The 24,752-nt window shown below is 40.0% G+C and carries 21 protein-coding genes and 1 tRNA gene; 7 read left to right on the top strand and 15 right to left on the bottom strand.

Annotated features, from left to right (window positions below; all coding sequences use genetic code 11):
* Positions 1 to 44: 44 nt before the first annotated feature.
* A complete protein-coding gene (locus V7Q04_RS01775; protein ID WP_333803206.1) occupies positions 45 to 785 on the bottom strand; it encodes a dienelactone hydrolase family protein in 741 nt (246 codons plus the stop codon).
* 154 nt (positions 786 to 939) lie between these two features.
* On the opposite strand from V7Q04_RS01775, the gene V7Q04_RS01770 reads away from it, so the two are divergent.
* The 4 genes from V7Q04_RS01770 (at position 940) to V7Q04_RS01755 (ending at position 5,734) form a co-directional block, all read left to right on the top strand.
* Positions 940 to 2,781 carry a PhoX family protein gene (locus V7Q04_RS01770; RefSeq protein ID WP_333803205.1) on the top strand — a complete coding sequence of 614 codons (1,842 nt, stop codon included), beginning with the start codon at positions 940 to 942 and terminating at the stop codon, positions 2,779 to 2,781.
* The gene (locus V7Q04_RS01765; protein WP_333803204.1) at positions 2,762 to 4,651 is read left to right on the top strand and encodes a hypothetical protein; all 1,890 of its coding nucleotides are present in this window, start codon (positions 2,762 to 2,764) and stop codon (positions 4,649 to 4,651) included. Before V7Q04_RS01770 ends, V7Q04_RS01765 begins: the two co-directional genes overlap by 20 nt.
* Before the next feature lie 62 nt (positions 4,652 to 4,713).
* Complete coding sequence (locus tag V7Q04_RS01760) at positions 4,714 to 5,292, top strand: DJ-1/PfpI family protein (protein ID WP_333803203.1); 579 nt, start codon at positions 4,714 to 4,716, stop codon at positions 5,290 to 5,292.
* A gap of 52 nt (positions 5,293 to 5,344) precedes the next feature.
* Positions 5,345 to 5,734 (top strand): VOC family protein, encoded by a 390-nt coding sequence (locus V7Q04_RS01755; protein WP_333803202.1) that lies wholly within the window; start codon positions 5,345 to 5,347, stop codon positions 5,732 to 5,734.
* A 13-nt stretch (positions 5,735 to 5,747) separates the two neighbouring features.
* Here V7Q04_RS01755 and V7Q04_RS01750 read toward each other — a convergent pair whose 3' ends face one another.
* Positions 5,748 to 6,530, bottom strand: coding sequence for a dimethylarginine dimethylaminohydrolase family protein (locus tag V7Q04_RS01750; RefSeq protein ID WP_333803201.1), 783 nt, complete (start codon positions 6,528 to 6,530; stop codon positions 5,748 to 5,750).
* 106 nt (positions 6,531 to 6,636) lie between these two features.
* Here V7Q04_RS01750 and V7Q04_RS01745 point away from each other — a divergent pair, with 106 nt between their 5' ends.
* Positions 6,637 to 8,997, top strand: coding sequence for a phosphoketolase family protein (locus V7Q04_RS01745; RefSeq protein ID WP_333803200.1), 2,361 nt, complete (start codon positions 6,637 to 6,639; stop codon positions 8,995 to 8,997).
* A gap of 2 nt (positions 8,998 to 8,999) precedes the next feature.
* Here V7Q04_RS01745 and V7Q04_RS01740 read toward each other — a convergent pair whose 3' ends face one another.
* The 4 genes from V7Q04_RS01740 to V7Q04_RS01725 form a co-directional block, all read right to left on the bottom strand.
* Entirely contained in the window at positions 9,000 to 9,929 is a 930-nt protein-coding gene (locus V7Q04_RS01740; RefSeq protein ID WP_333803199.1) for a lactate/malate family dehydrogenase, read from the bottom strand.
* Positions 9,930 to 9,999: 70 nt separating this feature from the next.
* Positions 10,000 to 11,487 (bottom strand): inorganic phosphate transporter, encoded by a 1,488-nt coding sequence (locus V7Q04_RS01735; RefSeq protein ID WP_333803198.1) that lies wholly within the window; start codon positions 11,485 to 11,487, stop codon positions 10,000 to 10,002.
* Positions 11,488 to 11,644: 157 nt separating this feature from the next.
* Positions 11,645 to 11,944: a hypothetical protein gene (locus V7Q04_RS01730; protein WP_333803197.1), complete on the bottom strand. Its 300-nt coding sequence runs from the start codon at positions 11,942 to 11,944 to the stop codon at positions 11,645 to 11,647.
* A gap of 188 nt (positions 11,945 to 12,132) precedes the next feature.
* A tRNA-Asn gene (locus tag V7Q04_RS01725) sits at positions 12,133 to 12,207 on the bottom strand.
* A 195-nt stretch (positions 12,208 to 12,402) separates the two neighbouring features.
* Between V7Q04_RS01725 and V7Q04_RS01720 the strand changes: the two genes are divergently transcribed.
* Entirely contained in the window at positions 12,403 to 13,356 is a 954-nt protein-coding gene (locus V7Q04_RS01720) for a TAXI family TRAP transporter solute-binding subunit (RefSeq protein ID WP_333803196.1), read from the top strand.
* A 72-nt stretch (positions 13,357 to 13,428) separates the two neighbouring features.
* The gene (locus V7Q04_RS01715) at positions 13,429 to 15,504 is read left to right on the top strand and encodes a TRAP transporter permease (protein ID WP_333803195.1); all 2,076 of its coding nucleotides are present in this window, start codon (positions 13,429 to 13,431) and stop codon (positions 15,502 to 15,504) included.
* Between the two features lie 23 nt (positions 15,505 to 15,527).
* On the opposite strand, the gene V7Q04_RS01710 is transcribed toward V7Q04_RS01715, so the two are convergent.
* The 9 genes from V7Q04_RS01710 to V7Q04_RS01670 all read right to left on the bottom strand — a co-directional run bounded on the left by V7Q04_RS01710 (position 15,528) and on the right by V7Q04_RS01670 (position 24,568).
* On the bottom strand, positions 15,528 to 16,442 hold the full coding sequence (locus tag V7Q04_RS01710) for a radical SAM protein (RefSeq protein ID WP_333803194.1): 915 nt from the start codon (positions 16,440 to 16,442) through the stop codon (positions 15,528 to 15,530).
* 51 nt (positions 16,443 to 16,493) lie between these two features.
* Positions 16,494 to 17,516: a uroporphyrinogen decarboxylase gene (gene hemE / locus V7Q04_RS01705; protein ID WP_333803193.1), complete on the bottom strand. Its 1,023-nt coding sequence runs from the start codon at positions 17,514 to 17,516 to the stop codon at positions 16,494 to 16,496.
* Positions 17,516 to 18,025, bottom strand: coding sequence for a YqhA family protein (locus V7Q04_RS01700; RefSeq protein WP_333803192.1), 510 nt, complete (start codon positions 18,023 to 18,025; stop codon positions 17,516 to 17,518). Before V7Q04_RS01700 ends, hemE begins: the two co-directional genes overlap by 1 nt.
* Complete coding sequence (locus V7Q04_RS01695; protein ID WP_333803191.1) at positions 18,025 to 19,053, bottom strand: aspartate-semialdehyde dehydrogenase; 1,029 nt, start codon at positions 19,051 to 19,053, stop codon at positions 18,025 to 18,027. Before V7Q04_RS01695 ends, V7Q04_RS01700 begins: the two co-directional genes overlap by 1 nt.
* 90 nt (positions 19,054 to 19,143) lie before the next feature.
* Positions 19,144 to 20,307: a sigma-54-dependent transcriptional regulator gene (locus V7Q04_RS01690; protein ID WP_333803190.1), complete on the bottom strand. Its 1,164-nt coding sequence runs from the start codon at positions 20,305 to 20,307 to the stop codon at positions 19,144 to 19,146.
* Between the two features lie 26 nt (positions 20,308 to 20,333).
* Positions 20,334 to 20,723, bottom strand: coding sequence for a hypothetical protein (locus tag V7Q04_RS01685; RefSeq protein ID WP_333803189.1), 390 nt, complete (start codon positions 20,721 to 20,723; stop codon positions 20,334 to 20,336).
* On the bottom strand, positions 20,699 to 21,139 hold the full coding sequence (locus V7Q04_RS01680; RefSeq protein ID WP_333803188.1) for an LPP20 family lipoprotein: 441 nt from the start codon (positions 21,137 to 21,139) through the stop codon (positions 20,699 to 20,701). The genes V7Q04_RS01685 and V7Q04_RS01680 overlap by 25 nt, the downstream gene beginning before the upstream one ends.
* 47 nt (positions 21,140 to 21,186) lie before the next feature.
* Positions 21,187 to 23,718 carry a DNA gyrase subunit A gene (gyrA, locus tag V7Q04_RS01675; RefSeq protein WP_333803187.1) on the bottom strand — a complete coding sequence of 844 codons (2,532 nt, stop codon included), beginning with the start codon at positions 23,716 to 23,718 and terminating at the stop codon, positions 21,187 to 21,189.
* A gap of 52 nt (positions 23,719 to 23,770) precedes the next feature.
* Positions 23,771 to 24,568: a transposase gene (locus tag V7Q04_RS01670; RefSeq protein ID WP_333803186.1), complete on the bottom strand. Its 798-nt coding sequence runs from the start codon at positions 24,566 to 24,568 to the stop codon at positions 23,771 to 23,773.
* Positions 24,569 to 24,752 lie beyond the last annotated feature (184 nt).

Below are 24,752 nucleotides of genomic sequence, written 5' to 3'. Positions count from 1 at the left end.
GTTAAAGCAAAGCTTTAACCACGTATCAAGAGTTCTGAAGAACTCTATTTAGAAAGTGTCTCATCTAAAAATTCAACCAGCCTTCTCCATGATTTTTTATCGGCATCTTCACGATATCTGTCTGTTCCAAAAACGGTAAAGGCATGAGGCGCACCACTATACGCGATCATTTCATGTTTAATGCCTGTTGCTTCAAGCTCTTTTCCAAGTCCTGCAAATTCATCCATACTCACGCTTGCATCGGCTGATCCGTGTAAAACAAGCACAAACCCTTTTGTCTTTTTATAGTCTTCTCCCGCCGGCGTTGCTAAGCCTCCATGAAAGACAGCAAAGCCTTTTAGCGGTGTTCCCATACGTGCCATTTCTAAAAGTGCCGCACCGCCAAAGCAATAACCAATTCCTATGGCATTACCCACATTCGCACCCTCTTTTTTAGCCGTTTGATAACTGGCATCAAGAAGTTTTTGCATCTTTGCTCGATCATTGTAAAGTGCATTCGTCAATGCCTTTTTTTCTTCAATGGTAACAGGTTTGACACCTTGCCCAAAAAGGTCTATAGCAAAAGCACCATACCCAAGAGCATTAAGCATTTTTACACGTTGCATCTCATACTCATTAAGTCCATCCCAATCGTGAATAATAAAAACCAACGGCGCCTCATTTGAAGGGGTACTGTAGTAACCTTCGTATGTTTTACCATCTACACTATACGTCACAAAACCCTCCTTGGCAAAACCTAATATTGTCATACAAAAAAACATCATCGTAGCTAAAAAATTTTTCATCTTTTTCTCCTTGGGGCATAATTTTATATCATTGTAAAATAGCTTACTTCAAGCTCACTATAGGTTATCGTTTTAACGCTACTTTTTAAGTTTGTAACACAATTGTAACTCTTCTTCCTTACCATTTTACTAAATCATATTTTTGGAGGTTACTGTGAAAATCGTCAAGCCCGTATTGGTTTCCCTCTCTTTAGTTGCTTCAAGCTTGTGTGCAGGAAATACAGTTGAATTTATCGGTATGGAAGCACCCTCTACACCTGGAAAAATGGCAAAAACGTACTCTGAAGCGAAAGTCATTATACACACACCAAACGGTGGAAAAATCGAACGTAATCTCTCCTATGAAACACTCTTTGGCGTCAAAGACAAAGTAGGAACCAATAAAAACCCTGCAGGGCAACTTTACTCAGCTTCCATGAAACCACTGATGGATCCTTTTGGCAAACCTCTCATTGCTGAAACACCCGATAGCAACTCACTTTTAAATGTAGATGGTTCACTCTATCTTGTCACGCATTATGAATACGACTGGATTTTAAGCGATGGCTCTTCGGCTGAAAAAACCGATGTTTGGCATGAACGCGCACCCATGAGCATGACCCTTACAACCATTAAACAAGATATGAAGAGTGGAAAACTTAAAGCCGTCGATCAATACCCTATAGATTTCTCCAAAGTCGGGGGCATTTGGATTCCCTGTGCTGGGTCACAAACACCTTGGAATACGCACTTAGGAACAGAAGAGGACTATGATCTTTTCTTTACAGCAGCAAGTGGTGTGGAGTATAAAAAAGCTCAAAAAGGCTTAAAAGCGATGAATGAGCTTTACTTTGAAGGTAAAAAAGAGGCAAATCCTTACGATTATGGTCATATCACAGAAATTGCAGTGGATAAAAATGGCAAAACAGATGTCACCAAACACTTTGCGATGGGTAGAGGAACGTGGGAAATGGCAAAAATCATGTCCGATGGCAAAACCGCATTTTTTGGCGATGATGGAACAAATGTTGGTCTTTTCATGTATGTTGGTGATTCCAAAGGCGATTTGGACAATGGAACGATGTACGCGACTAAATGGCATCAAACCAATGAAGATGGTGCTAAAGATGGCGGTCAAGCAACCCTTTCATGGATCAAATTAGGACATGCCTCCTCTAAAGAAGTGCGCGAATGGAAAGACAAATACACCTTCAACGATATATTTGAAGCCTATGCACCTGCAAGCTTTGATGCCACAAAACATGAAGGGTTTAAAGCAATCAAAGCAGGACACTCTGAGATAGAATACCTCAAACTCAAACCGGGAATGGAAAAAGTTGCGGCATTTTTAGAAACCCGTCGTTACGCGGCATACCTTGGAGCAACAACGGAATTTAACAAAATGGAAGGGGTTGCATTCAATCCTGAAGACAAAAAAGTCTATATCGCGATGTCGTACATTGAAAAAGGAATGGCAAAAGACAGCACCTTTGCCAACGATGACATTAAAGTGGCTAAAAATCGTTGCGGCGGAACCTACGAACTCACCCTTTCTAGCAATGTCAACGATACCAATCATGAGCCAATTTTAAGCGAATTTGTTCCCATTTCTATGCACGTACCAAGTATGCTCCTCGGCGAAGAGATGGCAACGGATAAAGATGGTAATACCTGCGTTGTGGATAAAATCGCCAATACCGACAATCTCTTTTACTCCTCCCGTGCACGCACGCTTTTCATCGGTGAAGACAGTGGCGCACACGTCAATAACTACCTTTGGGCGTACAACATAGACACGAAAAAACTCTCTCGAATTCTTTCAACTCCTGCAGGTGCTGAATCTACGGGGCTTCAAGTAGTCGAAAATCTTAATGGACACGCATACATCATGAGCAACGCGCAACATCAAGCGGATTTCACCAAAACAACCAGCAAAGAGCTTCAGCAAAAACTAACGCCATTGATTGATAAATTTCAAGCACCGATTGGATACATCTATGGCATCCCTGGGCTTTAAGCGCCTCATCTTTTTGCTCTGCCAAAGCCCTATCATGGGCTTTGGCGGCTCATTGCAAGGGGAGTTTGTGAGTCGAACGACGTTTGAAAACCCCTATGCGAACATTCCTGCGCAGTGCTATATCGAAACCAGTGAGGGAACGCAAAACGCCTGTATGTTCTGCCATACCAATGCCCCTGCTCGCGCACGTCTTGGCAACAATAACCCCCAAGCAGGACTTTCAAGCATTACGGGCAATCTGCAAACCACCTACAGCTTTGCCCCTGCCACCCAGCAAACCAAATCTCCGAGTATCAACCCTTGGGAAAACACTCTTTTTCCTGAAAAATTAGAAACAGCCTATCAACAAAGTCCTAACCGCTTTGATGAAACCAAAATGCTTGGCTATTTAGAAGAAGATAATTGGAGCGAAGCCTATGCCAAACGCGGTGGAAAAGCGGGATGGGAAAATGGAGACGATGACTCAGCTTGGCGGCTTTTTCCTGATCTAAGTCCTTCTGATCTTCCTGCCAAAGAGGATGGGTTTGTGCGAACCAAAGCTAAAACACGCGCCTTATTTGCAGATATGACGGGTTGGCGTGCCATCAACTTTATGCCTTATGGCATTTTTACACCGATGAGTGGGAGTGTCTCTGGCATTTACATTCGTCTGCCTAAAGCTTTTATGCAAGATGAAAAAGGGGCGTGGAGTGAAGCCATTTATGCTCAAAATCTTGACCTTTTAGAGCGCGCTATTACCGACAGACTTGAATCCAACGATCCTAAAACTTACTTTGGAAAAGCAAAAGAGATCGAAGTTCATCGTGGGCTTTACCCACTGTACACCGAGTTTGCTCATCCTTTGCATTATGTCGATCTTCGTAAAAATGGCACGCGCGCTACGAGGGTAAAAGAGATACGCTATATGGTCAAAACGCGTATGTATTACCCAGGGGAAGCGGCGGAAAAAGAAGAAGACGCGCCCCTCTACCTCAATGAAAAACAAGGGTGGATTAACAATGGTGCTGGTTGGATTTTGGCAGGATTTATCGAAGATGCCAAAGGGCATTTACGCGCACAAAAAGGTGAAGAGCTCATGCAATGCGTAGGATGCCATAGCGATAACTACGGTTTTGAACCCTCCTCGTTTACCTCTGGAAGCAGCAATACGATTGATTCGACGTGGGCGTTTCCACGTAAATTTGCAGGGAAATTGGGTTGGACGGAGATGGATTATCTCGCTTACACTATCAAAGAAGGCAAAGCAACTTCAGGTAGAGGTGATCCACTCAACCGCAAAACACTCCAAGGCGAATTTGGCACTTTTTTAAAACACGTTGTGGGGGCTAATTTGTACGGTGTTATGCCTGAAAGTATGGAAGCTTTTTTTAAAGAGCGTATCACAAAAGAGAACGGTTATAACGATAACTGGCGTGCATTGGACTTGAAAACACCCCATATTCTCGTAACACAACAACGTTTACATGTAAAACTCATGGGTGAGTTTGTGGCAAAAAAAGCGTACCTCACGGATGAAGGGTTTATTCACCCACGCTTACTCTATCCTACAGAAAAAGAGGCGTTAAATGCCGCTGTGGGGTATCGAAAAGTGGTGGCAACCCAACGCTTTACTTTAGGCAAAGATGTGTTTGCTCAAACGCCTTTTACCTTTCGTTATTTTAGAGAAGAAAAAGAGGCATACACACACCTTGATGGTACGCCTTATGTTATGGGAGAAGTCATCACCGATCGTCCTATTGAAAAAGAGGCAACTTTAACCCAAGGGGCAGGCATTGTCCAGACCTTAATTGACGAAAATGATGCTATGTATGAGGGTGAATATGTACCACTTTTAAACTATCCTTTGGTTTACGAGAAGGCTTCCAAATAACTTGATTTTTCTAATATTTAAAGGTTATAATCCAGTATAAAACCATTTTAAAAGGAGTCATGATGGCAAAAAAAATTCTCTTTATCGTCGGAGATTATGTAGAAGATTATGAAGTGATGGTGCCTTTTCAAGCCTTAGGCGCAGTTGGACACGAAGTCGTCGCCGCTTGTCCGAACAAAAAAGCGGGTGAATTTATACGAACCGCCATTCATGATTTTGAGGGTGATCAAACGTACAGCGAAAAACCTGGTCACAATTTTACACTCAATGGCACATTTGATGCCATCAAAGCCGAAGATTTTGATGCCCTTGTTGTCCCTGGAGGTCGCGCTCCCGAGTATCTTAGACTGAATGAAAAAGTACTCGAGATAGTACGTCATTTTGCCAAAGCCAACAAACCAATAGCTGCGATTTGTCATGGAGCACAACTGCTTGCAGCCGCTGATGTTTTAGGAGGAAAAAGTTGCTCCGCTTACCCTGCGTGCGCACCTGAAGTCACCAAAGCTGGAGGAACATACAAATCCATCGAAGTCACCGAAGCTACGGTCGATGGAAACCTTGTCACTGCCCCTGCATGGCCAGCACATCCACAATGGATCGCAAAGTTTTTAACCGTTTTAGGCACAAAAATCACGCTTTAAACGTTATCTCTCATGAGGAGTACATTCACTCCTCATTTCCTAAGGAATTAGCATGTCATTCATTACGCACTTAGACCATCTTGTGTTAACGGTTGCTAACATTGAACAAAGTTGTGCTTTTTATACCACGGTTTTACAAATGAAGGAGATAACCTTTAAAGGGCGCAAAGCACTCAAATTTGGTCATAGCAAAATCAATTTACATGAAGTAGGACATGAGTTTGAACCTAAAGCTGCGCGACCAACCGCAGGTTCAGCAGACCTATGCTTCATCACACTCATGCCCATCGAGCAGTTTTTAGAGCATCTACACCATTGTGGTGTTGTCTGCACGGAAGGTCCAGTAAAACGCACAGGTGCTAGGAGTGAGCTTTTATCGGTTTATTTTCGTGACCCTGATGATAACCTCATTGAAGTCGCGAATGAACTCATAGTGCTTTAATCCATGATACCACTTATTTTAGGCTTATATCTTCACAGATAAACGGCACACTCATACACGTTAACCCCGCTTCGGCTTTAACAAATTCACTAATATTCACCGAATCAACTTTATAGCCAAGCGTTTTTACCACTGCAATGCTTTTGGGGAATGCTTCGTTCATACAAAGCGTATCACCGATTTTGAGTACGTTTGCACCAAAAGGCTCATCGCTTGGCACTTCAATCAGTTCAAAGCCCTCAAAATCACTCGCATCAACCCAAGCTGAATTGATGAAGATCGTTTTTTCATCGAGTGCTGTAGCCCCTGTTTTAAGGTGCAAACATCCTGTTACTTTCACAGAAAAAACTTCATAACCAAACGGTTTAATGATCGTTTTTAAAGCTTGAATGCCCTCTTGATTCGTGCGAGCAGATTCGCCTACAAAAATCTTTTTACCGATTTTCAGCACATCGCCACCTTCAATTTTTGCTGGCAAACTGATGCGTTCAATTGTCCGATACTGTGAAAAAACTTTTTTCATATACTCGCTCTCTGCCCTACGAGATACTACACCCATAGAAGTAAGCACTGCAACTTCATCAAAGACGACAATGGGGTCTTCCACAAAAACACTATCGGGTAAAACACTATTTTCGTCTAAAACAATCACTTTTACACCACAACGCTCTAACATAGCACAATAATTTTTATGCTGTTCTTTTGCCTTTTCAATCGAAATAGGCTCACTTTCGACAAAGGTAAGTTCACAATGTTGCAACTGGGGAGATGGCACATGGGTTATGGCACAAAGCATCAAAAATCCTCACACATAAAATAAAAAGATCATCATAACACAACCCCAATGTGCTTTAAGTAAAATTGAAGTAGCATAACCTTATGACTCATTTTGAGGAGATGACATGGCACATGAACCACTTTCTTCGTTAGAACTTCAACGCATTAACGCTTACTGGCGTGCGGCAAATTACCTCTCAGTAGGACAAATTTACCTGCTTGATAATCCTCTGCTTCAAAAGAAACTCTCTTTAGAACATATCAAACCTCGTCTTTTAGGGCATTGGGGCACTACTCCGGGGCTCAATTTTATCTATGCGCACATGAACCGTGTCATCCATAAAGATAACCTAACAATGCTTTTTATGGCAGGCCCAGGTCACGGAGGTCCTGCCGTGGTTGCGAACACCTACTTAGAAGGCACGTACAGCGAAGTTTACCCTGACATATCTCAAGATGAAAAGGGGCTTCAGAAACTCTTCAAACAGTTTTCTTTCCCTGGTGGCATTCCTAGCCACGCTGCACCTGAAACGCCTGGCTCTATCCATGAAGGTGGTGAACTTGGCTATGTAGTATCCCATGCGTATGGTGCTGTCTTTGACAATCCTGAGTTAATTGCCTGTTGTGTCGTAGGCGATGGAGAGGCCGAAACGGGTCCTCTTGCTACCGCATGGCACTCCAATAAATTCCTAGACCCAAAACGCGATGGAGCCGTACTTCCCATCCTTCACCTCAACGGCTATAAAATCGCTAATCCAACGATACTCTCTCGCATTAGCCACAATGAACTCGAAAAACTCTTCATCGGTTATGGCTATGAGCCTTACTTTGTTGAGGGTGATGAGCCTGAATATATGCACCAAAAGATGGCAGAGACGATGGATGTCATCATTGCCAAGATTAAAACAATTTGGCATGAAGCACGTGTTAACAATGATACCACTCGCCCTCGTTGGCCTCTCATCATTTTACGTAGCCCCAAAGGATGGACAGGTCCCAAAGAGGTTGATGGACTCAAAACTGAAGGGCACTGGCGATCACATCAAGTGCCACTTTCTGAACTCGATAAAAAGCCTGAGCACATCACCATTCTTGAAAATTGGATGAAAAGTTATAAACCTGAAGAGCTTTTTGATGCCAATGGAAAACTTCTCCCAGAACTAGCCTCCCTTGCCCCTAAAGGTGAAAAACGCATGGGAGCCAACCCACACGCGAATGGTGGCATTTTACTAAAATCCCTCCACTTACCTGATTTTAAAAACTATGCAGTTGAAGTCAAAGAGCATGGACAGAGTATTGCCGAATCCACGCGCATCTTAGGTAACTATCTGCGTGATGTCATGCTCTCCAATATGCAAAACTTTCGTGTGTTTGGTCCCGATGAAACAGCGTCCAATCGCCTTGGTGCGCTTTTTGAAGTAACGAATCGTGTTTGGATGGCAGAACACATAGAAGGAGATGACCACTTAGCGCAAGATGGGCGCGTGATGGAAATTCTCTCTGAGCATACCTGTCAAGGTTGGCTAGAGGGGTATTTGCTGACAGGAAGACACGGATTTTTCTCCTGTTATGAAGCGTTTATCCACATCATTGACTCGATGTTTAACCAACATGCCAAATGGCTCAAAGTCACAAGTCGTGAAATACCATGGCGTAAGCCTATCGCATCTCTCAACTATCTTTTAACTTCACACGTTTGGAGGCAAGACCACAACGGCTTTTCACACCAAGACCCAGGATTTATTGATGTGGTAGTCAATAAAAAAGCGCACATCGTCAATGTCTATTTTCCACCTGATGCTAACACCCTTTTATGGGTAGGTGAGCGCTGTCTTAAAAGCCGTAACGCCATCAATGTCATTGTCGCAGGCAAACAGCCAGAAGCTCAGTGGCTTGGAATGGAAGAAGCGATAGCGCACTGTGAAAAAGGTATTGGTATTTGGGAGTGGGCGAGTAATGATGAAGGAGGTGTTCCCGATGTTGTGATGGCATGTTGTGGTGATGTACCGACATTAGAGAGTTTGGCTGCTGTCAGTATTTTACATGACCTTGCACCTGAACTCAAAGTACGTTTGATCAATGTGGTCGATTTGATGAGCTTAGAGCCTAGTGAAGAACATCCTCATGGTCTAACCCATGAAGCCTTCAATGCCCTCTTTCCTAAAGATACTCCTACTATTTTTGCCTATCATGGTTATCCGTGGTTGATTCACCGTTTAGCGTACCGAAGGGCTAACCATGACCATTTGCATGTGCGAGGATACAAAGAAGAAGGAACGACCACCACGCCTTTTGATATGGTTGTTCTCAATGACATGGATCGGTTTCACTTGGTTATAGATGTGATGGACCGCGTTCCTAAAATGCATGCTCATGCAGAGTCAATTAGACAAAAAATGCGCGCAAAACTGTGTGAGCATAAAACATACATCGAAACATACGGTCAAGATATGCCTGAGATTCTGAACTGGAAGTGGACGAGGTAGCTTTACAGCACCTCTTTTGCCATTTTCTGCATGACGCTTGCACTCGTATGTAATGCGTCAAGCTCTTCGGGTAAAAGTTTATAATTGAGAATTTTGCTGGCACCTTCTTTGGTTACAACCACTGGAACATTGAGGACAACATCGTGAAGTTCATACTCACCATCAAGGTAAACGCCTAATGGAAGAACCGAGTGTTCGTTGTTAGCAATGGCTCGAACAATGCGAAAAACACTTGCGGCTATACTATGGTTCGTATTGCCTTTTTTATGGAAGATCTCAAAGCCCGCATTGATGACATCGTGGTAAATTTGTTCTTTATCCAGATGAGGCAAGCCGTTGAGTTCACAAAAAGTATCGACATCAAGACCGCAAATATTGCAAATACTCCAAGGAATCGTACTGCCTTTTCCATGTTCACCTAAAACGAAACCGTAGATATTTTTAGGGTCAATCCCCACTTTTTTACTGACAATTTTCATAAAGCGCGCAGTGTCAACCAATGTCCCCGCACTGATGAGTCGTTCTCTTGGGTAAAGCCCTTCTTTAAAAGCGATATGCGTTAAAACATCAACGGGGTTGGTCACCATGATAAGAATGGCTTTGGGGGCATGCTGGTAAAGTTCGTGTACCATATTTTTTATCAAAGAGGCATTTTCACCTAAAAGTTCATCTCTGGTTTGGTTGCCCTTAAGCTGAGCCCCCGCGGTAATAACAATCACATCACACTCTTTACAATCAGCATAGTCGCCATAATGTAAGTGTGTGTTTCGAGCATACGTAAACGAAGCAACATAGGAGAAATCTTCGATTTCTGCCCAAGCTTTCTCTTTGGTACGATTGACCAAGATAATTTCACTCATATTGCCAAGGGTCAAAAGATAATTCAACAACTCAACACCAACACCACCCGCTCCGATGATTCCTACGCGCATACACTTCCTTTGAAATAATGCAAAATTATAACATCCTTTTATGAGTGGGCTATGTTAAAAAATAATCATCTTATTTTAGAAAAAAGTTAAGTCCCATATAAATTGCCGACCCCAAACAAGCAGTCACGGGTAACGTAAACAGCCATGAAAGAATGATAACTTTGATAGTGCCCTTTTGTACGCCACCATCTGGTTCTGCTACCATGGAACCGGTCACGGCACTGGATAAAATATGCGTTGTACTTACGGGAGCATGAGCAAAGTTTGCCAACAAAATTGTCACCATCGCAGTTGCTTGTGCGACTGTTCCTTGCATGTAATTAATCGGTTTAGCACCAATTTTTTCACCAATAGTATGTACAATTCTTTGGTAGCCTATCATCGTACCAAGGCCTATAGCAAAAGCAACTGCCATAATAACCCAATAAGGTGCATATTCAATCGATGCTACCAGATACTTTCGCTGATTGGCAATGTAGTCAGACTTATCTTTGTCTGTTAGTAAATAAATCTTCTCCGCTTGTGCAAAAAAGTTATCCGAACAAAGAATACTTGTACGAATACTCCATCTGTCTTTTGGCGAAAGTTGAGAATAAGAACTCAAGCCATCCAATTTAGCAGCAACTTGCGATGTTGTAGTGGCAACTTGATCCACGTTACACTCTGCAATGGAATTCTTTGTTTTTAAAGCACTAATAAGACGTTTTTCATTGACAAGTTGCACTATTTTCTCGTTGTTATCCGCATAAAATCTTGCTAAGTTGTTTGCCGCATCTTTCGTTTGAATGATTTTATAGTGATGAGAGTCCATATCGAGCGCATAATAATTGGGCAAAATGCCAATTAATATGATCATAATCAAACCGATACCTTTTTGACCATCATTTGAACCATGTGCAAAGCTCACACCTGCACCTGTTGCGACAATTCCCATACGTGCTAAAAAGCTAGGATGTCTTCTTTTATTATCTTCATCATTAGGCGATTTAAATAATTTTGGATTATCAATATATTTTCGAGATAATTTCATCAAGACGTATGCAAAACCAAAACCAATAATTGGCGATAAAGCGAGTCCTGTTAAAACCGTATAAACAACTTTCCAATTCACACTGTGAGAAAGATCAAACCCATTTAAAATACCAAAAGTAGCACTCACACCAATGATAGAACCAATGAGTGAATGTGAACTTGAAACGGGTAAAGCAAAATACCACGTACCAAAGTTCCAAATAACAGCGGAAATTAACAAAGCATACACCATTGCCAATGCAGCATTTTGATTTGTTTCCACCATAATGTCAAGAGGCAATAAGTGAACAATGGCATAGGCAACACCGATACCACCCATGATAACACCTAAAAAGTTCATAATACCAGACATAACAACAGAATACTTTGCCTTCATAGAATGCGTGTAAATAATCATAGCAACTGCGTTTGCAGTGTCGTGAAACCCATTAATCATTTCATAAAATAAAGCAATACCTAACGATAAAAGTAATAAAGCGATTGTCAGTGCACCGACATCATTTAAGGCATCCCAAAGTACAAACATATATTATCATCCTAATTTTAGTAACTCTAACTTTATCTAATAAATCTAGTTATTTTGCTTTAATTAAAGATATTTTTGAGTATTTTGAGAGGTCTAGCTTTTAAATGTTAGGCAGAAATAATGGTTAAATACTCTCAAAAAAAGAGGAAAAGGGGATTTATTCTACAATTTCATATTTGATAGGAAATTTTCCTCTAGCGCCTACACCAAATTCAACTGCATTGATCAGTCCGCGTCTTTCCAGTGCTTTAACAGTTTGACTGTCAATCTCCCATTCGAGTTTAACCGTTCCATCAGGCGTTGATTTGGTTTTAACGTTTGGATAAGACCATCGCCCCATGCTACTAATTTTTTTAGCAGTAGGATCATACCAAGGATATTTTTTAAATTCAATGATGTGATACTCTTTGAGGGTATTTAATTTTTCTTGCATTAATGCAGAAAGTGCGCTGACCATTGTAGTGTTTGTCCTTTTGCGTTTGTATGATCATATTTAACAAATACGACACATGTTTGCTACGATCATAATATAAAATGTATTAAAAAGCAACGTACAACATTCCTGATACATGTATGATACACACTTGGAGAGAGTTTGGAAATAAATTTGGTTGAAATAGTAAATTTTGAGGATTAAAAAAAGAGTGGCTCCGGATGCTGGGTTCGAACCAGCGACCAAGTGATTAACAGTCACCTACTCTACCGCTGAGCTAATCCGGAACACTTTGAATGAGGTCGAAATTATAGTCAAAAAATATTTAATTGTCAAGATGTATTTGCATATATTTGATTAAAAAGTTTTTTGTCACACAACTCTTAAAAAAAACATAAGTTATATCTTTATATATAAAATTATTAAATATAAAGTAAGAAGAAAGATAGTAGCATAAAATATTCAACTATAAAGGAGTCTATATGCAAAAGAAACTTGTTACGTTAGCTCTTGCTGGAGCACTGAGTGTTCCAATGTTTGCCGCAGAGTTCATCACGATTGGTACGGGTGGCGTTACAGGAACGTACTATCCAACAGGTGGCGCTATCTGTCAAATGGTCAATAAAAATAAAAAAGAGACCAACATCAGGTGTTCGGTAGAATCAACGGGTGGTTCAGTTTACAATGTCAACACCATTAAAGCGGGCGAACTTGACTTTGGTATTTCACAAAGTGACACTGCGTATCAAGCATTCAAAGGTGAAGGTAAATTTACAGGAGCTGCTGCCGTGCCAGAGCTTCGTAGTGCAATTGCCATTTACCCAGAGCTTCTAGCGCTTGTTGTGAGCCAAAAATCAGGCATCAAAACAATGGCGGATCTTAAAGGCAAAAAGCTCAACTTAGACTCACCGGGTTCTGGAACGAATATGACCGTTGATGTTGTTTTTGAAGCATTGGGCATTAAACGTTCAGACTTAGCTTTAGCAAATGAGCTTAAATCAACGGAAGGTCCTACAATGCTTCAAGATAACCACATCGATGGTTACTTTTTCGTAGCAGGTCATCCAACGGCTAACATTAAAGATGCCTCAAACTCTGTAGACATCAACATCGTTCCTATCGAAGGAGCTGCGATTGATGCATTGGTTAAGAAATACCCTTATTATGCAAAAGGTATCATCTCAGGCTCATACTATAAAGGTGTGCCAAACGATATTCCAAGCATTGGTGTCAAAGCGGTTCTTATCACCAGCAGTAAAGTGAAAGATGAAGTGGTTTACCAAGTTGTCAAAACCATTCTTGACAACTTTGACAAATTTAAAGAACTTCACCCTTCTTACAAAACAATTACCAAAGAGAGCTTACTTGAAGGCTTAAGTGTACCACAACATCCAGGTGCCATTAAAGCATTTAAAGAAGCAGGACTTCTTAAATAATTCTACAAACTATTCTTACATGTAAGGCTTTTTGAAAAAAAAGCCTTATAGATTCACATAAAGGTTTAACGCGTGAAAACACTTGAAGAACGACTAGATGATGCGAAACTCATCAGCGAATTTGAAGGACATAGAGATTTTGAAAACAATACGTGGCAATACTGGTTTGTTGCCGCTGTTGCTTTTTGTTGGTCTTTATACCAACTTTACATCGTCATCGATCCAGGTAATAGCGCTCATATCAGAGCGATTCACTTGGCATTTGGTATTACGCTTGCATTTGCAATGCACGCTATCAGTAAAAGCCCAAAATTAAAATCGACGATTACATGGTACGATTTTGTTATTATGATTGTAGGTGTTGCTGCCATTTTATACCAATGGTATGCCTACAAAGACCTTGCAATGCGTTCAGGTGCATGGACACAGACAGACATCATTGTCGGTATTGCAACCATTTTGGTTGTTCTTGAAGCATCACGCAGGGTTATGGGATTACCTTTAATGCTTGCGGCAGTGGTATTTTTAATGTATGATTATTTTGGTCCTTACCTTCCCGATATGATTGCCCACAAAGGTGCAAGTATCAATAAAATTATGGGGCAGATGGTACTCACAACAGAGGGTATTTTTGGTGTACCACTGGGTGTAAGTGCTAGTTTTGTCTTCTTATTTGTTCTTTTTGGCTCACTCCTAGATCGTGCAGGAGCGGGTGAATACTTCATCAAAGTCGCTTACACCATTTTGGGACGATACGACGGAGGTCCTGCCAAAGCAGCCGTTGCGGCTTCTGGTATGTTTGGTATGATCTCAGGCTCATCCATCGCCAATACCGTCACCGTTGGTACGTTTACCATTCCTTTAATGAAACGTCTTGGTTTTAGTGCACACAAAGCAGCAGCTGTTGAAACAGCCGCTTCGGTTAATGGTCAACTCATGCCACCGATTATGGGAGCTGCTGCGTTTATTATGGCTGAATTTTTAGGGCTTGATTATACCGACATCGTTTTTGCAGCTTTTATTCCTGCGTTTACCTGTTATGCTGCACTTTTTTACATCGTTCACATCGAAGCCAAAAAGCATGGGCTTAAAGGTGAAGATCCCAGTGTTCTAGGGCGTACATGGCCTATTTTTATCAGAGGAATTCACTATCTTATTCCGATCTTTTTCTTGATTTACACGCTTATTATTCTTAAGCAGTCCGCACAAAGTGCTGCTTTTAGTGCCATTATGTTTTTGATGATTATCATGGTTGTTCAAAAACCTTTTAAAGCATTGCTCAATAAAGAAAAAATAACACTTCCCCTGATCCTTGAAGGCTTTGCCGATATTGGAAACGGTATGGTTATGGGTGGTAAAAATATGGTTTCCATTGCCGCTGCTACGGCAGTTGCAGGTATCATCGTGGGTTCTGTCACACTAACAGGTATTGGTCTAGTCCTTGCAGAAGTCATCGACAATCTCTCAGGTGGTTACATTTTAGGTGTCTTATTTTTAACAATGTTTGTCTCTTTAGTGCTTGGCATGGGACTTCCAACCACCGCAAACTACATTGTTATGGCATCGTTAACGGCTCCGATTATTATGGAATTAGCAGCCAATAACGGCTATCTCATCCCTGTCATTGCAGCACACATGTTTGTCTTTTATTTTGGTATCTTGGCCGATGACACGCCACCTGTAGGTATGGCAGCGTATGCCGCCGCCGCGATTGCGAAAAGTGATCCTATTGTAACTGGCTGGCAATCATTCATTTACGATATGCGTACAGCACTCCTACCTTTTATGTTCTTTTTCAACAATGAACTTCTTTTAATTGGTGGTGTTGATCCAAGGGACCCAAATAACGCGTCTAAATGGTTATGGATCACCAATCCGTTTGAAATAGCACTTATTTTTGGGGGAGCAGTACTGGGTATGTTTGCCTTTACTTCGGCAACACAAAGTTTTGTTCTTACAAAGATCAATACTATTGAGCGCATCGGCTTAATTGTTGTTATTCCATTTTTGATGCTTCCAAAACTTATAGCTGCAAAACTTGGATTACCAAGTCACTATATCGCTTATGTGATAGGGCTAGGAATTTATGGATTAATCTATTTTGGACAAAGAATTAAATACAAAAAACAGCAATTAGCAATGGCATAATTCATAGTGGGCGATTTCGCCCACTACAACACTACTTTATAAAAATCAACCCCTGCAATATTTTTCACATATAAACATTTTTCTTCGACCAAACTGTTGAGATTTTCAAGGCTTTGTTCATCAAAACACAGAGCGATATCTTCAAAACTTTGAGGTCTGCGTTTGAGAAGTTCAAGTATTTCTTCTTCATTAAAATGGCGTTTTTGCGGTATGTAATTTTTCTTGTATGCAATGTTTACATGTAAACCTTCTAGAAGGCTTGCAAGCTCCAGCAAACGTTCAATACTCACACCTTTCACCTCATATGCAGGTGGACGATCTATCGTTCCCACATCAATACGATCAGGCTTAATTTCATGTAATACTGCATTTAAAGCCTTAAACTCATCTAGGGTATCATTCAAGCCATCAACCACTAAAATTTCTACGACCAATTCACCCAAGTAACGCTTTCTAAAGGCTTTCATCCCTTCAATAATCTGGTTAATTTCAATGCCCTTATGCGCACGATCAAGCTTTTTAAAACATTTAGGGCTCACGCAATCCAAAGAGAGTTTAACAATATCCAGTTTTGAGAGAATATTTTGAATAGAAGTATCAACGATCGTCGATCCATTGGAGAGAATGAGAAGTTTTGTCTCTTTTTTGATTTTTATGATTCCATCGACCAAAGTATCAAGCTCAGGATAGAGAGTAGGTTCACCATTTGCGGTCAAAGTAATCACATCTAAATTGTGATGTTTCAGAAGTGCCTCATTTAGGGCGTTTAATACTGCTGTAACAGAAGGTACATCACTCGCTTTATCGACTGTTTTGGCACCTTTAAGTTCGCAATAAAGGCAGTCAAAGTTGCATTGTTTGGAGGAAGGGCTCAGGTCTATGCCGAGGGATTGCCCAAAACGTCTGGAGGTAATGGGTCCGAAAATGATATTGCTCACTCAAAAGTCCTTTTCAGGTGAAGAGAATATGCCCTATTATAGGGCATACTGTTATAGTTTAGTACGTGTTTGGACTTGCTTGATGAAGTATTTTGCGTGCTCTACTGGGATGTCTGGCAAGATGCCATGTCCCAAGTTAAAGACATGTCTCTCATTTTTCATTATCTTTACAATATGAGAAATACCCTCATCAATCGCCTCTTTGCTGTAAAGACGGGTTGGTTCCATATTGCCTTGAAGGACATATTTATGACCCAATTTTTCTTTGGCAAGTTCAATCGGTGTTGACCAATCCACACCAAAGACATCAAATTCACCATCAATTTTATCCAAGTATCCGCTAATGCCTTTAGGAAATAAAATCACAGGAACATGCGGATATTTTGCTTTAAGATACGCACTGATCTCTTTCATATACGACCAGCTAAATTCAAAGTAAGCGCTCTCTTCAAGTGCGGCTGCCCATGAGTCAAAAATCATCACGACATTTGCACCACTTTGAATCTGGCGCTCCATATAACCTTTAAGCACTTCGGTTACTTTTTTGAGGAGTGCATGCATAAATTGAGGATTAGAATAGATCATTTTTTTCACAAGTGCATACGTCTTAGTTCCTTGACCTTCGATCATATAGGTCGCAAGTGTCCAAGGCGCACCACAAAAACCAATCAATGCTTTATCGGCAGCCAGTTTGCCACGAATTAGTTTGATCGTCTCATAAACGTATTCTAGTCCATCAATCGCTTTTTGAACATCAAGCTTATCAAGGTCAGCTTGGTTTTTAATTGGATGAGAAAAAACAGGACCTTCACCTTTTAAAAACTGAAGTTCCATTCCCATCTCTAAAGGAACTACTAAAATATCGCTAAATAAAATAGCCGCATCAACACCCAAAATATCGACAGGTTGAAGGGTTACTTCACATGCTTTTTCAGGGTCTTTACATAACTTGAGAAAATCTCCTGCTTTTGCTCTAACTTCCATATATTCAGGTAAATAACGTCCTGCTTGACGCATCATCCAAACTGGAGTATACGGAGTTTTCTTACCAAAACACGCATCTACAAAAATCATCAGTGTTTTCCACCCTTATGTAAAAAATAAAGCCCTAAAGAAAGTGCCAAAATTGATAATGAAAGATACAACATCTCTAAAGCACCTTTGTACTCAGCATGCAATACGCGCTGAAAAAAGCTTACAACAAGTACCATAACGATGACTTTTCCGATTTTATCTTTAAGTTCATCTAAAGAACTGACATATAAAATTTTCTCGCCACCAGAATCTTTTGCAACATCAATGTCGGAAATAAAAAGCTCATAAATACCAAATCCAAAAATCAGTAAAACTACAGCAATCAAATAAAGATCAATTGCACCAATAATTTCAGCAACAATATCTTCATGAAAATTTTCAGGATGAATAGCTGCAAAAAAGTACTGATAGGTCGTTACTAAAACATAATACAAATCAGCACTTGCAACAAAGAAAAGTGCAAATGCTGCTAATATACTAAAAATAACGGCTGTCAGTGTAATAAATCTACTCGACCATAATGCTGATTCGAATATTTTTTCGAACATTAAGCCTCTTCCTGCTTAATCCATTTTTGTGCAATCCTAACGGCATTAGTTGCAGCACCCACACGAATCTGATCCGCTACACACCATAAATGAAGGATGTTATCGCGGTTGATGTCTTTACGAATTCTTCCCACGTAAGTCTCATTGGTGTCGGTTGAAATGATTGGCATTGGGTATTCTTTTTTCGCTGGATTATCCAAAACCACAACATTCTCAGCATTTTTAAGTGCTTCAACGGCTTTTTCTAAATTGACATCTTTTTCAAAGTGAATCGTAATTGCTTCAGAGTGACTTCTCATAACAGGAACACGCACGCATGTTGCGCTGATTTCCATTTTTTTACCCAAGATTTTTTGAGTCTCATTGACCATTTTCATCTCTTCTTTGGTATAGTCATTGTCCATAAAGACATCAATATGAGGAATGACATTGAGTGCAATTTGATGCGCGAATGTTTTAGGCTCACATTGATCCAATTTGAATGCAAAAAAGTCTTGCATTTGGTTCACAAGCTCTTCCATACCGCCTTTACCAGCACCACTGACCGCTTGGTAGGTTGCTACATCAACACGAGTAATGTTAAAGAGATCATCGAGTGGTTTTAGAACTTGCACCATTTGAATTGTAGAACAGTTTGGATTAGCAATAATCCCTCTGGTTTGCCATTGTTCAATATCTTGTGGATTACACTCAGGTACAACCAAAGGAACATCCGAATCCATTCTAAAATGGCTTGTATTGTCAATGACAACAGCTCCAGCTTCGGCAGCATATGGAGCATAATGTGCAGAAATGTCGCCACCTGCACTAAAAAATGCGATCTCTACATTATTTTCTTCAAAAGCTTTTTCAGTAAGCTCTATGACTTTATAGGTTTTACCTTTGAACTCAACATCAAGACCAGCACTTTTACTACTTGCCAATGGAACAAGATTATTGACAGGGAAGTCAACCTCTTCTAATACTCTAAAAAGCTCTTCGCCAACCGCACCAGTAGCTCCAACGATTGCTACATTGTACTTTTTCATTTCTCTTACCTTATTTTTTAATGTGAGACTTTTTTAATAACCCAATAGAAAACGTATTAAGTTATCAAAAAAGTCTATTTATTTTGATTGCTACGAACTAAACCAGTTACGACTCTCTAAGAAAAGATCTTCTTTGCTAATCGCTTCGGTATCACTCAAGATCACGGCACGCTCAACGACAGAGATCAACTCTCGAATATTTCCAGGCCATCGATAGGTCATTAACGATTCGATTGCCTCTTCTGAAAAATAACGTTTTTGCAAACCATATTTTTTAGTAACTCGCTCTAAAATTACCTCGCATATAGGCAAAATTTCCTCTTTACGTTGTCGTAAAGGTGCAATTTCAATAGGAATTGTATTAAGCCTATAATAGAGATCTTCGCGAAATTGTCCCTCTTTGATGCTTTTTTTAATATCGGCATTGGTTGCAGATACTATACGCACATCGATAGGTAACTCTTTTGTTCCACCCACGCGTACCATCACACGCTCTTGAATCACTCTTAAAAGCTTTGCTTGAAGCATCATAGGCATCTCACCAATTTCATCTAAAAAAAGTGTTCCGCCATTGGCAACTTCAAAATAACCTTTTTTCTCCGCTATAGCATCGGTAAACGCACCTTTTTCATAACCAAAAAGTTCACTTTCCAAAAGATTTTCGGGGATGGCTGCCATATTGATCGCTACAAAGGCGTTTTTGGCACGTGGAGAATTTTTATGCACGTAGTTAGCAAAAAGCTCTTTACCCACACCACTTTCACCTAAAAGAAGGACACTGACATCAGTCTTTGCAGCTTTTCGCGCAATTGTAAGTGCTTTTTCAAGCTCTGGAGATGTCGCTATAAAATCGCCGTTGTCTTCTTTAGAACTATCAATCTTTTCAAAACTCTCTTTAACTTTGGTTCGAATTTTATCATGTCGTTTGATCGCTTCAACCAATGTTTCAATCTCAAAAGGCTTGGTTAAAAAATCTTTAACACCTAATCGTACAGACTCTATAGCGCGGCTTAGCGTTGCGTTGCCAGTAATGACAATTATGTCATAAGCACCATCAAGTTTTTTAATAAACTCAATACCATCCATGCCTGGCATATTGATGTCCGTTACAATCAAATCGACACTTTGATCAATTTTTTTGAGTGCATCCAGTGCGCTTTTATAGGTAGAAATTTTAAATTCTTCGTACTCCCCGAGTGCTATCTCAAGGGATTTTCTCATATTTATATCATCTTCTACAATAGCAACATGCATTTTTAATTAATCCTGCCAAAAGAGTTTTACCTAATGGCATTTATGGTAGCAAATTCATCTTTAAAGTCTACTGTGAAGCGTACTGGCTCGATGACCAACTCTATTCTGTCATTGCCATGTCTAATATGCTGTTCATTGTGAGATAAAAGGCGTGTTGAGAGTGGATAGAAACAAGGAAGTATCGTATCATAATGCTTTCGTAAGAAGACTTCCTTAGGAAGATTAGCACTGTTTTGTAGAGGCAACTCACACAAAATTTGCTTTTTACCTTCATAAGGAATCATTGCAAGCGCAATGTTTTTTTCTTCATGAATAACAACGCTATTGACAGTGACGATTTTGTATGAAAACCAAAAAACATCACCGCAATAGAGTAATTGTGCTAAACCTACTAGTAGGCAAAAAGTTCTTGCCACCTACGTGCACTCATTGTAATTTCCATTCTTACGCTGTATAGACCATCTTTAAAGGTTGCATCTGTCACAGCCGCATCTTTAATCAAAGCGTTAACTTGTGCTGTTACACGAGAATCTTTCAACATAGCATCCTTCACGGTGTCAGTTGAATTAATTTTCACACCATAAAGTTTCTCACCAAGTTGACGATACCCATCGGTAATTGCCGCACGTTTTGCAAGGGCAACTGCTTGTGCTGGTGAAACAGTATGTACTGGTGCGATACCTTCTCCATAGACGACAAATGATTTCTCATTACTAAAATCATACATAGCGTCTTTTGGATTTTTCGGTGGCTCATCTTTTTTTGCTGAACAACCCGAAACAATAAGCAGCAAACCTAAACTTGCCAAAAGTGTCATAAACCATCTATTCATAGCTACACCTTTAAATATTTTTTTATCTTAAGCAACTACCATTCCAATTACTCTTCGCTTTGAACATCATCAGGAAGAATCAAACTACCTTCTCCTGAAATCTCTTCGCCTTCCAAACCTTCATCATCAAGCTCATCAACCTCTTCTTTAGGGCAACGTGCAAGACTTTGGACGACATCTTTACCTTCAACAGAAACTACTTTAACACCGCTGGTATTACGTCCCGCTTTACGGATTGTCTCCATATCAACACGAATCATTTTACCACTGCTGGTGAGTGCCATAAGGTCTTTATCTTCATCAACAATGACAACACCCACTAGATCGGCAGTTTTTGGAGTAAGTTTCATAGCGATAACACCTTTACCACCACGTCCTTGTAATCTGTACTCTTCAGCTGTTGTTCGTTTACCAATACCTTTTTCTGTTACAGTTAATAACTCTTCTTGATCGTTATAAATAACCGCAGCACCGACAACTCTATCGTTCTCTTCTTTAAAGCGAATACCCGTAACACCACGTGCCGTTCTACCGATTTCTCTAGCATCACCTACTTCAAAGCGAATACACATACCTTTTTTAGTCACGATGAAAAGGTTCTTAGTATCGTGTGTGACCACTTTTGCGGTTACAAGTTCGTCATCGTCATCAAGGGTAATCGCTCTAACGCCAACAGAGCGAATATTTTTAAATTCACTAAGATTCGTACGTTTGATAACACCATTTTTAGTAAAGAACGCCAATGATTTGGTCTCATCAAAGTCTGTTGTTGGAATAATAGCCATAATTTTTTCATCCGCTTGTAGCTGAATGAGGTTGACGACTGCTTTACCTTTGGCTGTTCTACTTCCCTCAGGGATTTTGTAAACTTTGAGCCAGTAGAGCTGTCCGCGATCGGTCACGAACATAAGCGTATCATGGGTATCAGAGACAAAGAAATTCTCGATAAAGTCATCATCATACGTCGTTACAGCGATTTTACCCTTACCACCACGCTTTTGTTTTTCATACTGTTTAGCTGGTACGCGTTTGATGTACCCACGATGTGTAATCGTAACGACCATTGGCTCATTAGCAATTAAATCTTCTACATCAATATCATCATAATCATCAACAATTTCAGTAATACGTTTTGATTTGAATTTATCTTTAATTTCGATCAACTCTTCTTTGATAAGCGCATTTAACAATGCTTCACTACGTAAAATATCACTGAGACGTTGAATCTCTAAAAGAAGCTCTGCAAGCTCATTTTCGATTTTGTCTCTCTCAAGTCCTGTAAGACGTTGAAGTCTCATATCAAGGATAGCACCTGCTTGGACTTCACTCAGATTGAATCGCTCTATCAAGCCATCTTTAGCATTTTTTGTATCAGCACTTCCTTTAATAAGAGCGATAATCTCATCTATATTATCGAGTGCAATTTTTAAGCCCTCTAAAATATGTGCTTTTGCTTTTGCTTTTTCAAGTTCAAAAATTGTACGGCGAATAATAACCGTTTTACGATGGCGTAAAAACAATTTGAGAAGTTCAATCAATGTAAAGATTTTCGGCTCTTTGTTGTAAATAGCCAACAAAATAACACCGAAGGTCACTTCAAGGTTGGTTGATTTATAGAGATTGTTCAAAACAATGTCGCTCATCGCTTCACGTTTGAGTTCAATAACCAAACGAATACCATCTCTGTCACTCTCGTCTCTAATTTCGCTGATACCTTCGATCATTTTATCTTTGACAAGTGCCACGATTTGCTCAATCAAACGTACTTTATTGACTTGGTATGGGAGCTCATCGATAACGATAATATCTTTATTACCTTTTTTCTCTATATGTACTTTTGCACGTATTCTAACACGACCTCTACCTGTACGATATGCCTCTAAAATACCTTTTTTACCAAAAATAATACCTCTTGTTGGGAAATCTGGTCCTTTGATAAACTCCATAATTTCGTCCAGCGTTGCATCAGCATTTTCTATCAACAACAAAAGCGCATCAAGTAATTCATCTAAACAGTGAGGAGGAATATTCGTTGCCATACCAACCGCAATACCGCTTGATCCGTTAAGGAGAAGATTGGGAACACGACTTGGCAATACATCTGGCTCAATCATACTGTCATCATAGTTTGGAACAAAATCAACGGTGTCTTTATCAAGATCACGAAGAAGCTCTTCAGCAAGCGGTGTCATACGCGCTTCCGTATAACGCATCGCAGCTGCACTATCGCCATCGATGGAACCAAAGTTTCCTTGTCCATCAACAATCGGAATACGCATAGAAAAAGGTTGTGCCATACGAACAAGCGCATCGTAAACAGCAGTGTCACCGTGTGGGTGGTACTTACCGATAACATCACCAACGATACGTGCCGATTTTTTATACGGACTGCGTGAAGAGATCGCAAGATCGTTCATCGCATATAAGATTCTTCTGTGTACGGGCTTTAGTCCATCTCTCGCATCGGGAAGCGCACGCCCGATGATAACGCTCATCGAATAGTCAAGATAACTGGTCTTTATCGACTCTTCAATGCTGATCGTTTTGATATCTTGGTTTGAATCAAAAATATTATCCATTCATTAACCTTGCAATGTAAATTATTTTATTATACTTGAGTTTTCTTTTGCATCAGCTTAGTCTCCCTACAAAAGGGGTCAGGGCTAAACTTTTAACTTTTAGGATTTTACTCACACCTGCCACACTCAAAGAAAGGTATCGTGCAATATCACTTTTACTGTGCCCATTCTTATACGCAACTTGTATTGCCTCATTGCGCTCCTGTTTTGTCTTAACATGTAAAAAATAATTTGCTATATCACTTTTTTGTATAGCTTCTATTTTTCCATCAAGTTCTTTATATCTTGTTTTATGCAATGCTTCTATACTTTTGGCTTCTTTTTGACTCATTGGGATACTCAAAAGATCAAATAACTCTTTGGTATTATACTCCCGAAGCACAAATGAATTTTGCAAAAAAGGCGGTACAGCATCTATAAAGATACTATAGGTAGCGCTGTACCTATACTCACCTATTGTATGAGTTATTTTTGCTTTTATTGGATTGGACTCAATGTATTTAAAGAGTGTAAAAAGATATTTGTCATCTAATACATACCACGACTTGTAGCGACCTTGCCATAAATGCCCTACTCTTGCGTGACGTCTATTAAAATAACTTGCATATTGCGCATTAAGTTGTCGCATACCTGAAGAGAGATTTTCATACGTATTTTGTACTAAAATGTGATAGTGGTTATCCATCAAGCAAAAGGCATGAATATTGAACTTGAACTCTTTGGAAATTGTTGCCACTAGCTCTATAAACTTTGCTTTGTCTCTTTCATCTGTAAATACATTGCTTTTGTTGACACCTAGGTTGTAAATATGATGGTAACCACAACTCTCAATACGCAATCTTCTTGGCATGCATACCTCTTTTTATAATATTCTTGCATAACTCTTAGTACGTTTGCTGCTCTTCGGCAACCTGCCAGAGCAACCTTTGTCCTTTGCTTTCTCTTTTGCAAACTTGACTTTTGAAAGAAATTTAATGAAAATTATAGCAAAAAGTTAAAAGTTTAGCCCTGACCCTTTTTAAACTTCTGATTAT

This window comes from Sulfurospirillum sp., assembly GCF_036802865.1.
Classification (GTDB): domain Bacteria; phylum Campylobacterota; class Campylobacteria; order Campylobacterales; family Sulfurospirillaceae; genus Sulfurospirillum.
The sequence above is the reverse complement of the archived record's forward strand: the minus strand, read 5'-3'. Positions and strand labels throughout refer to the sequence as shown.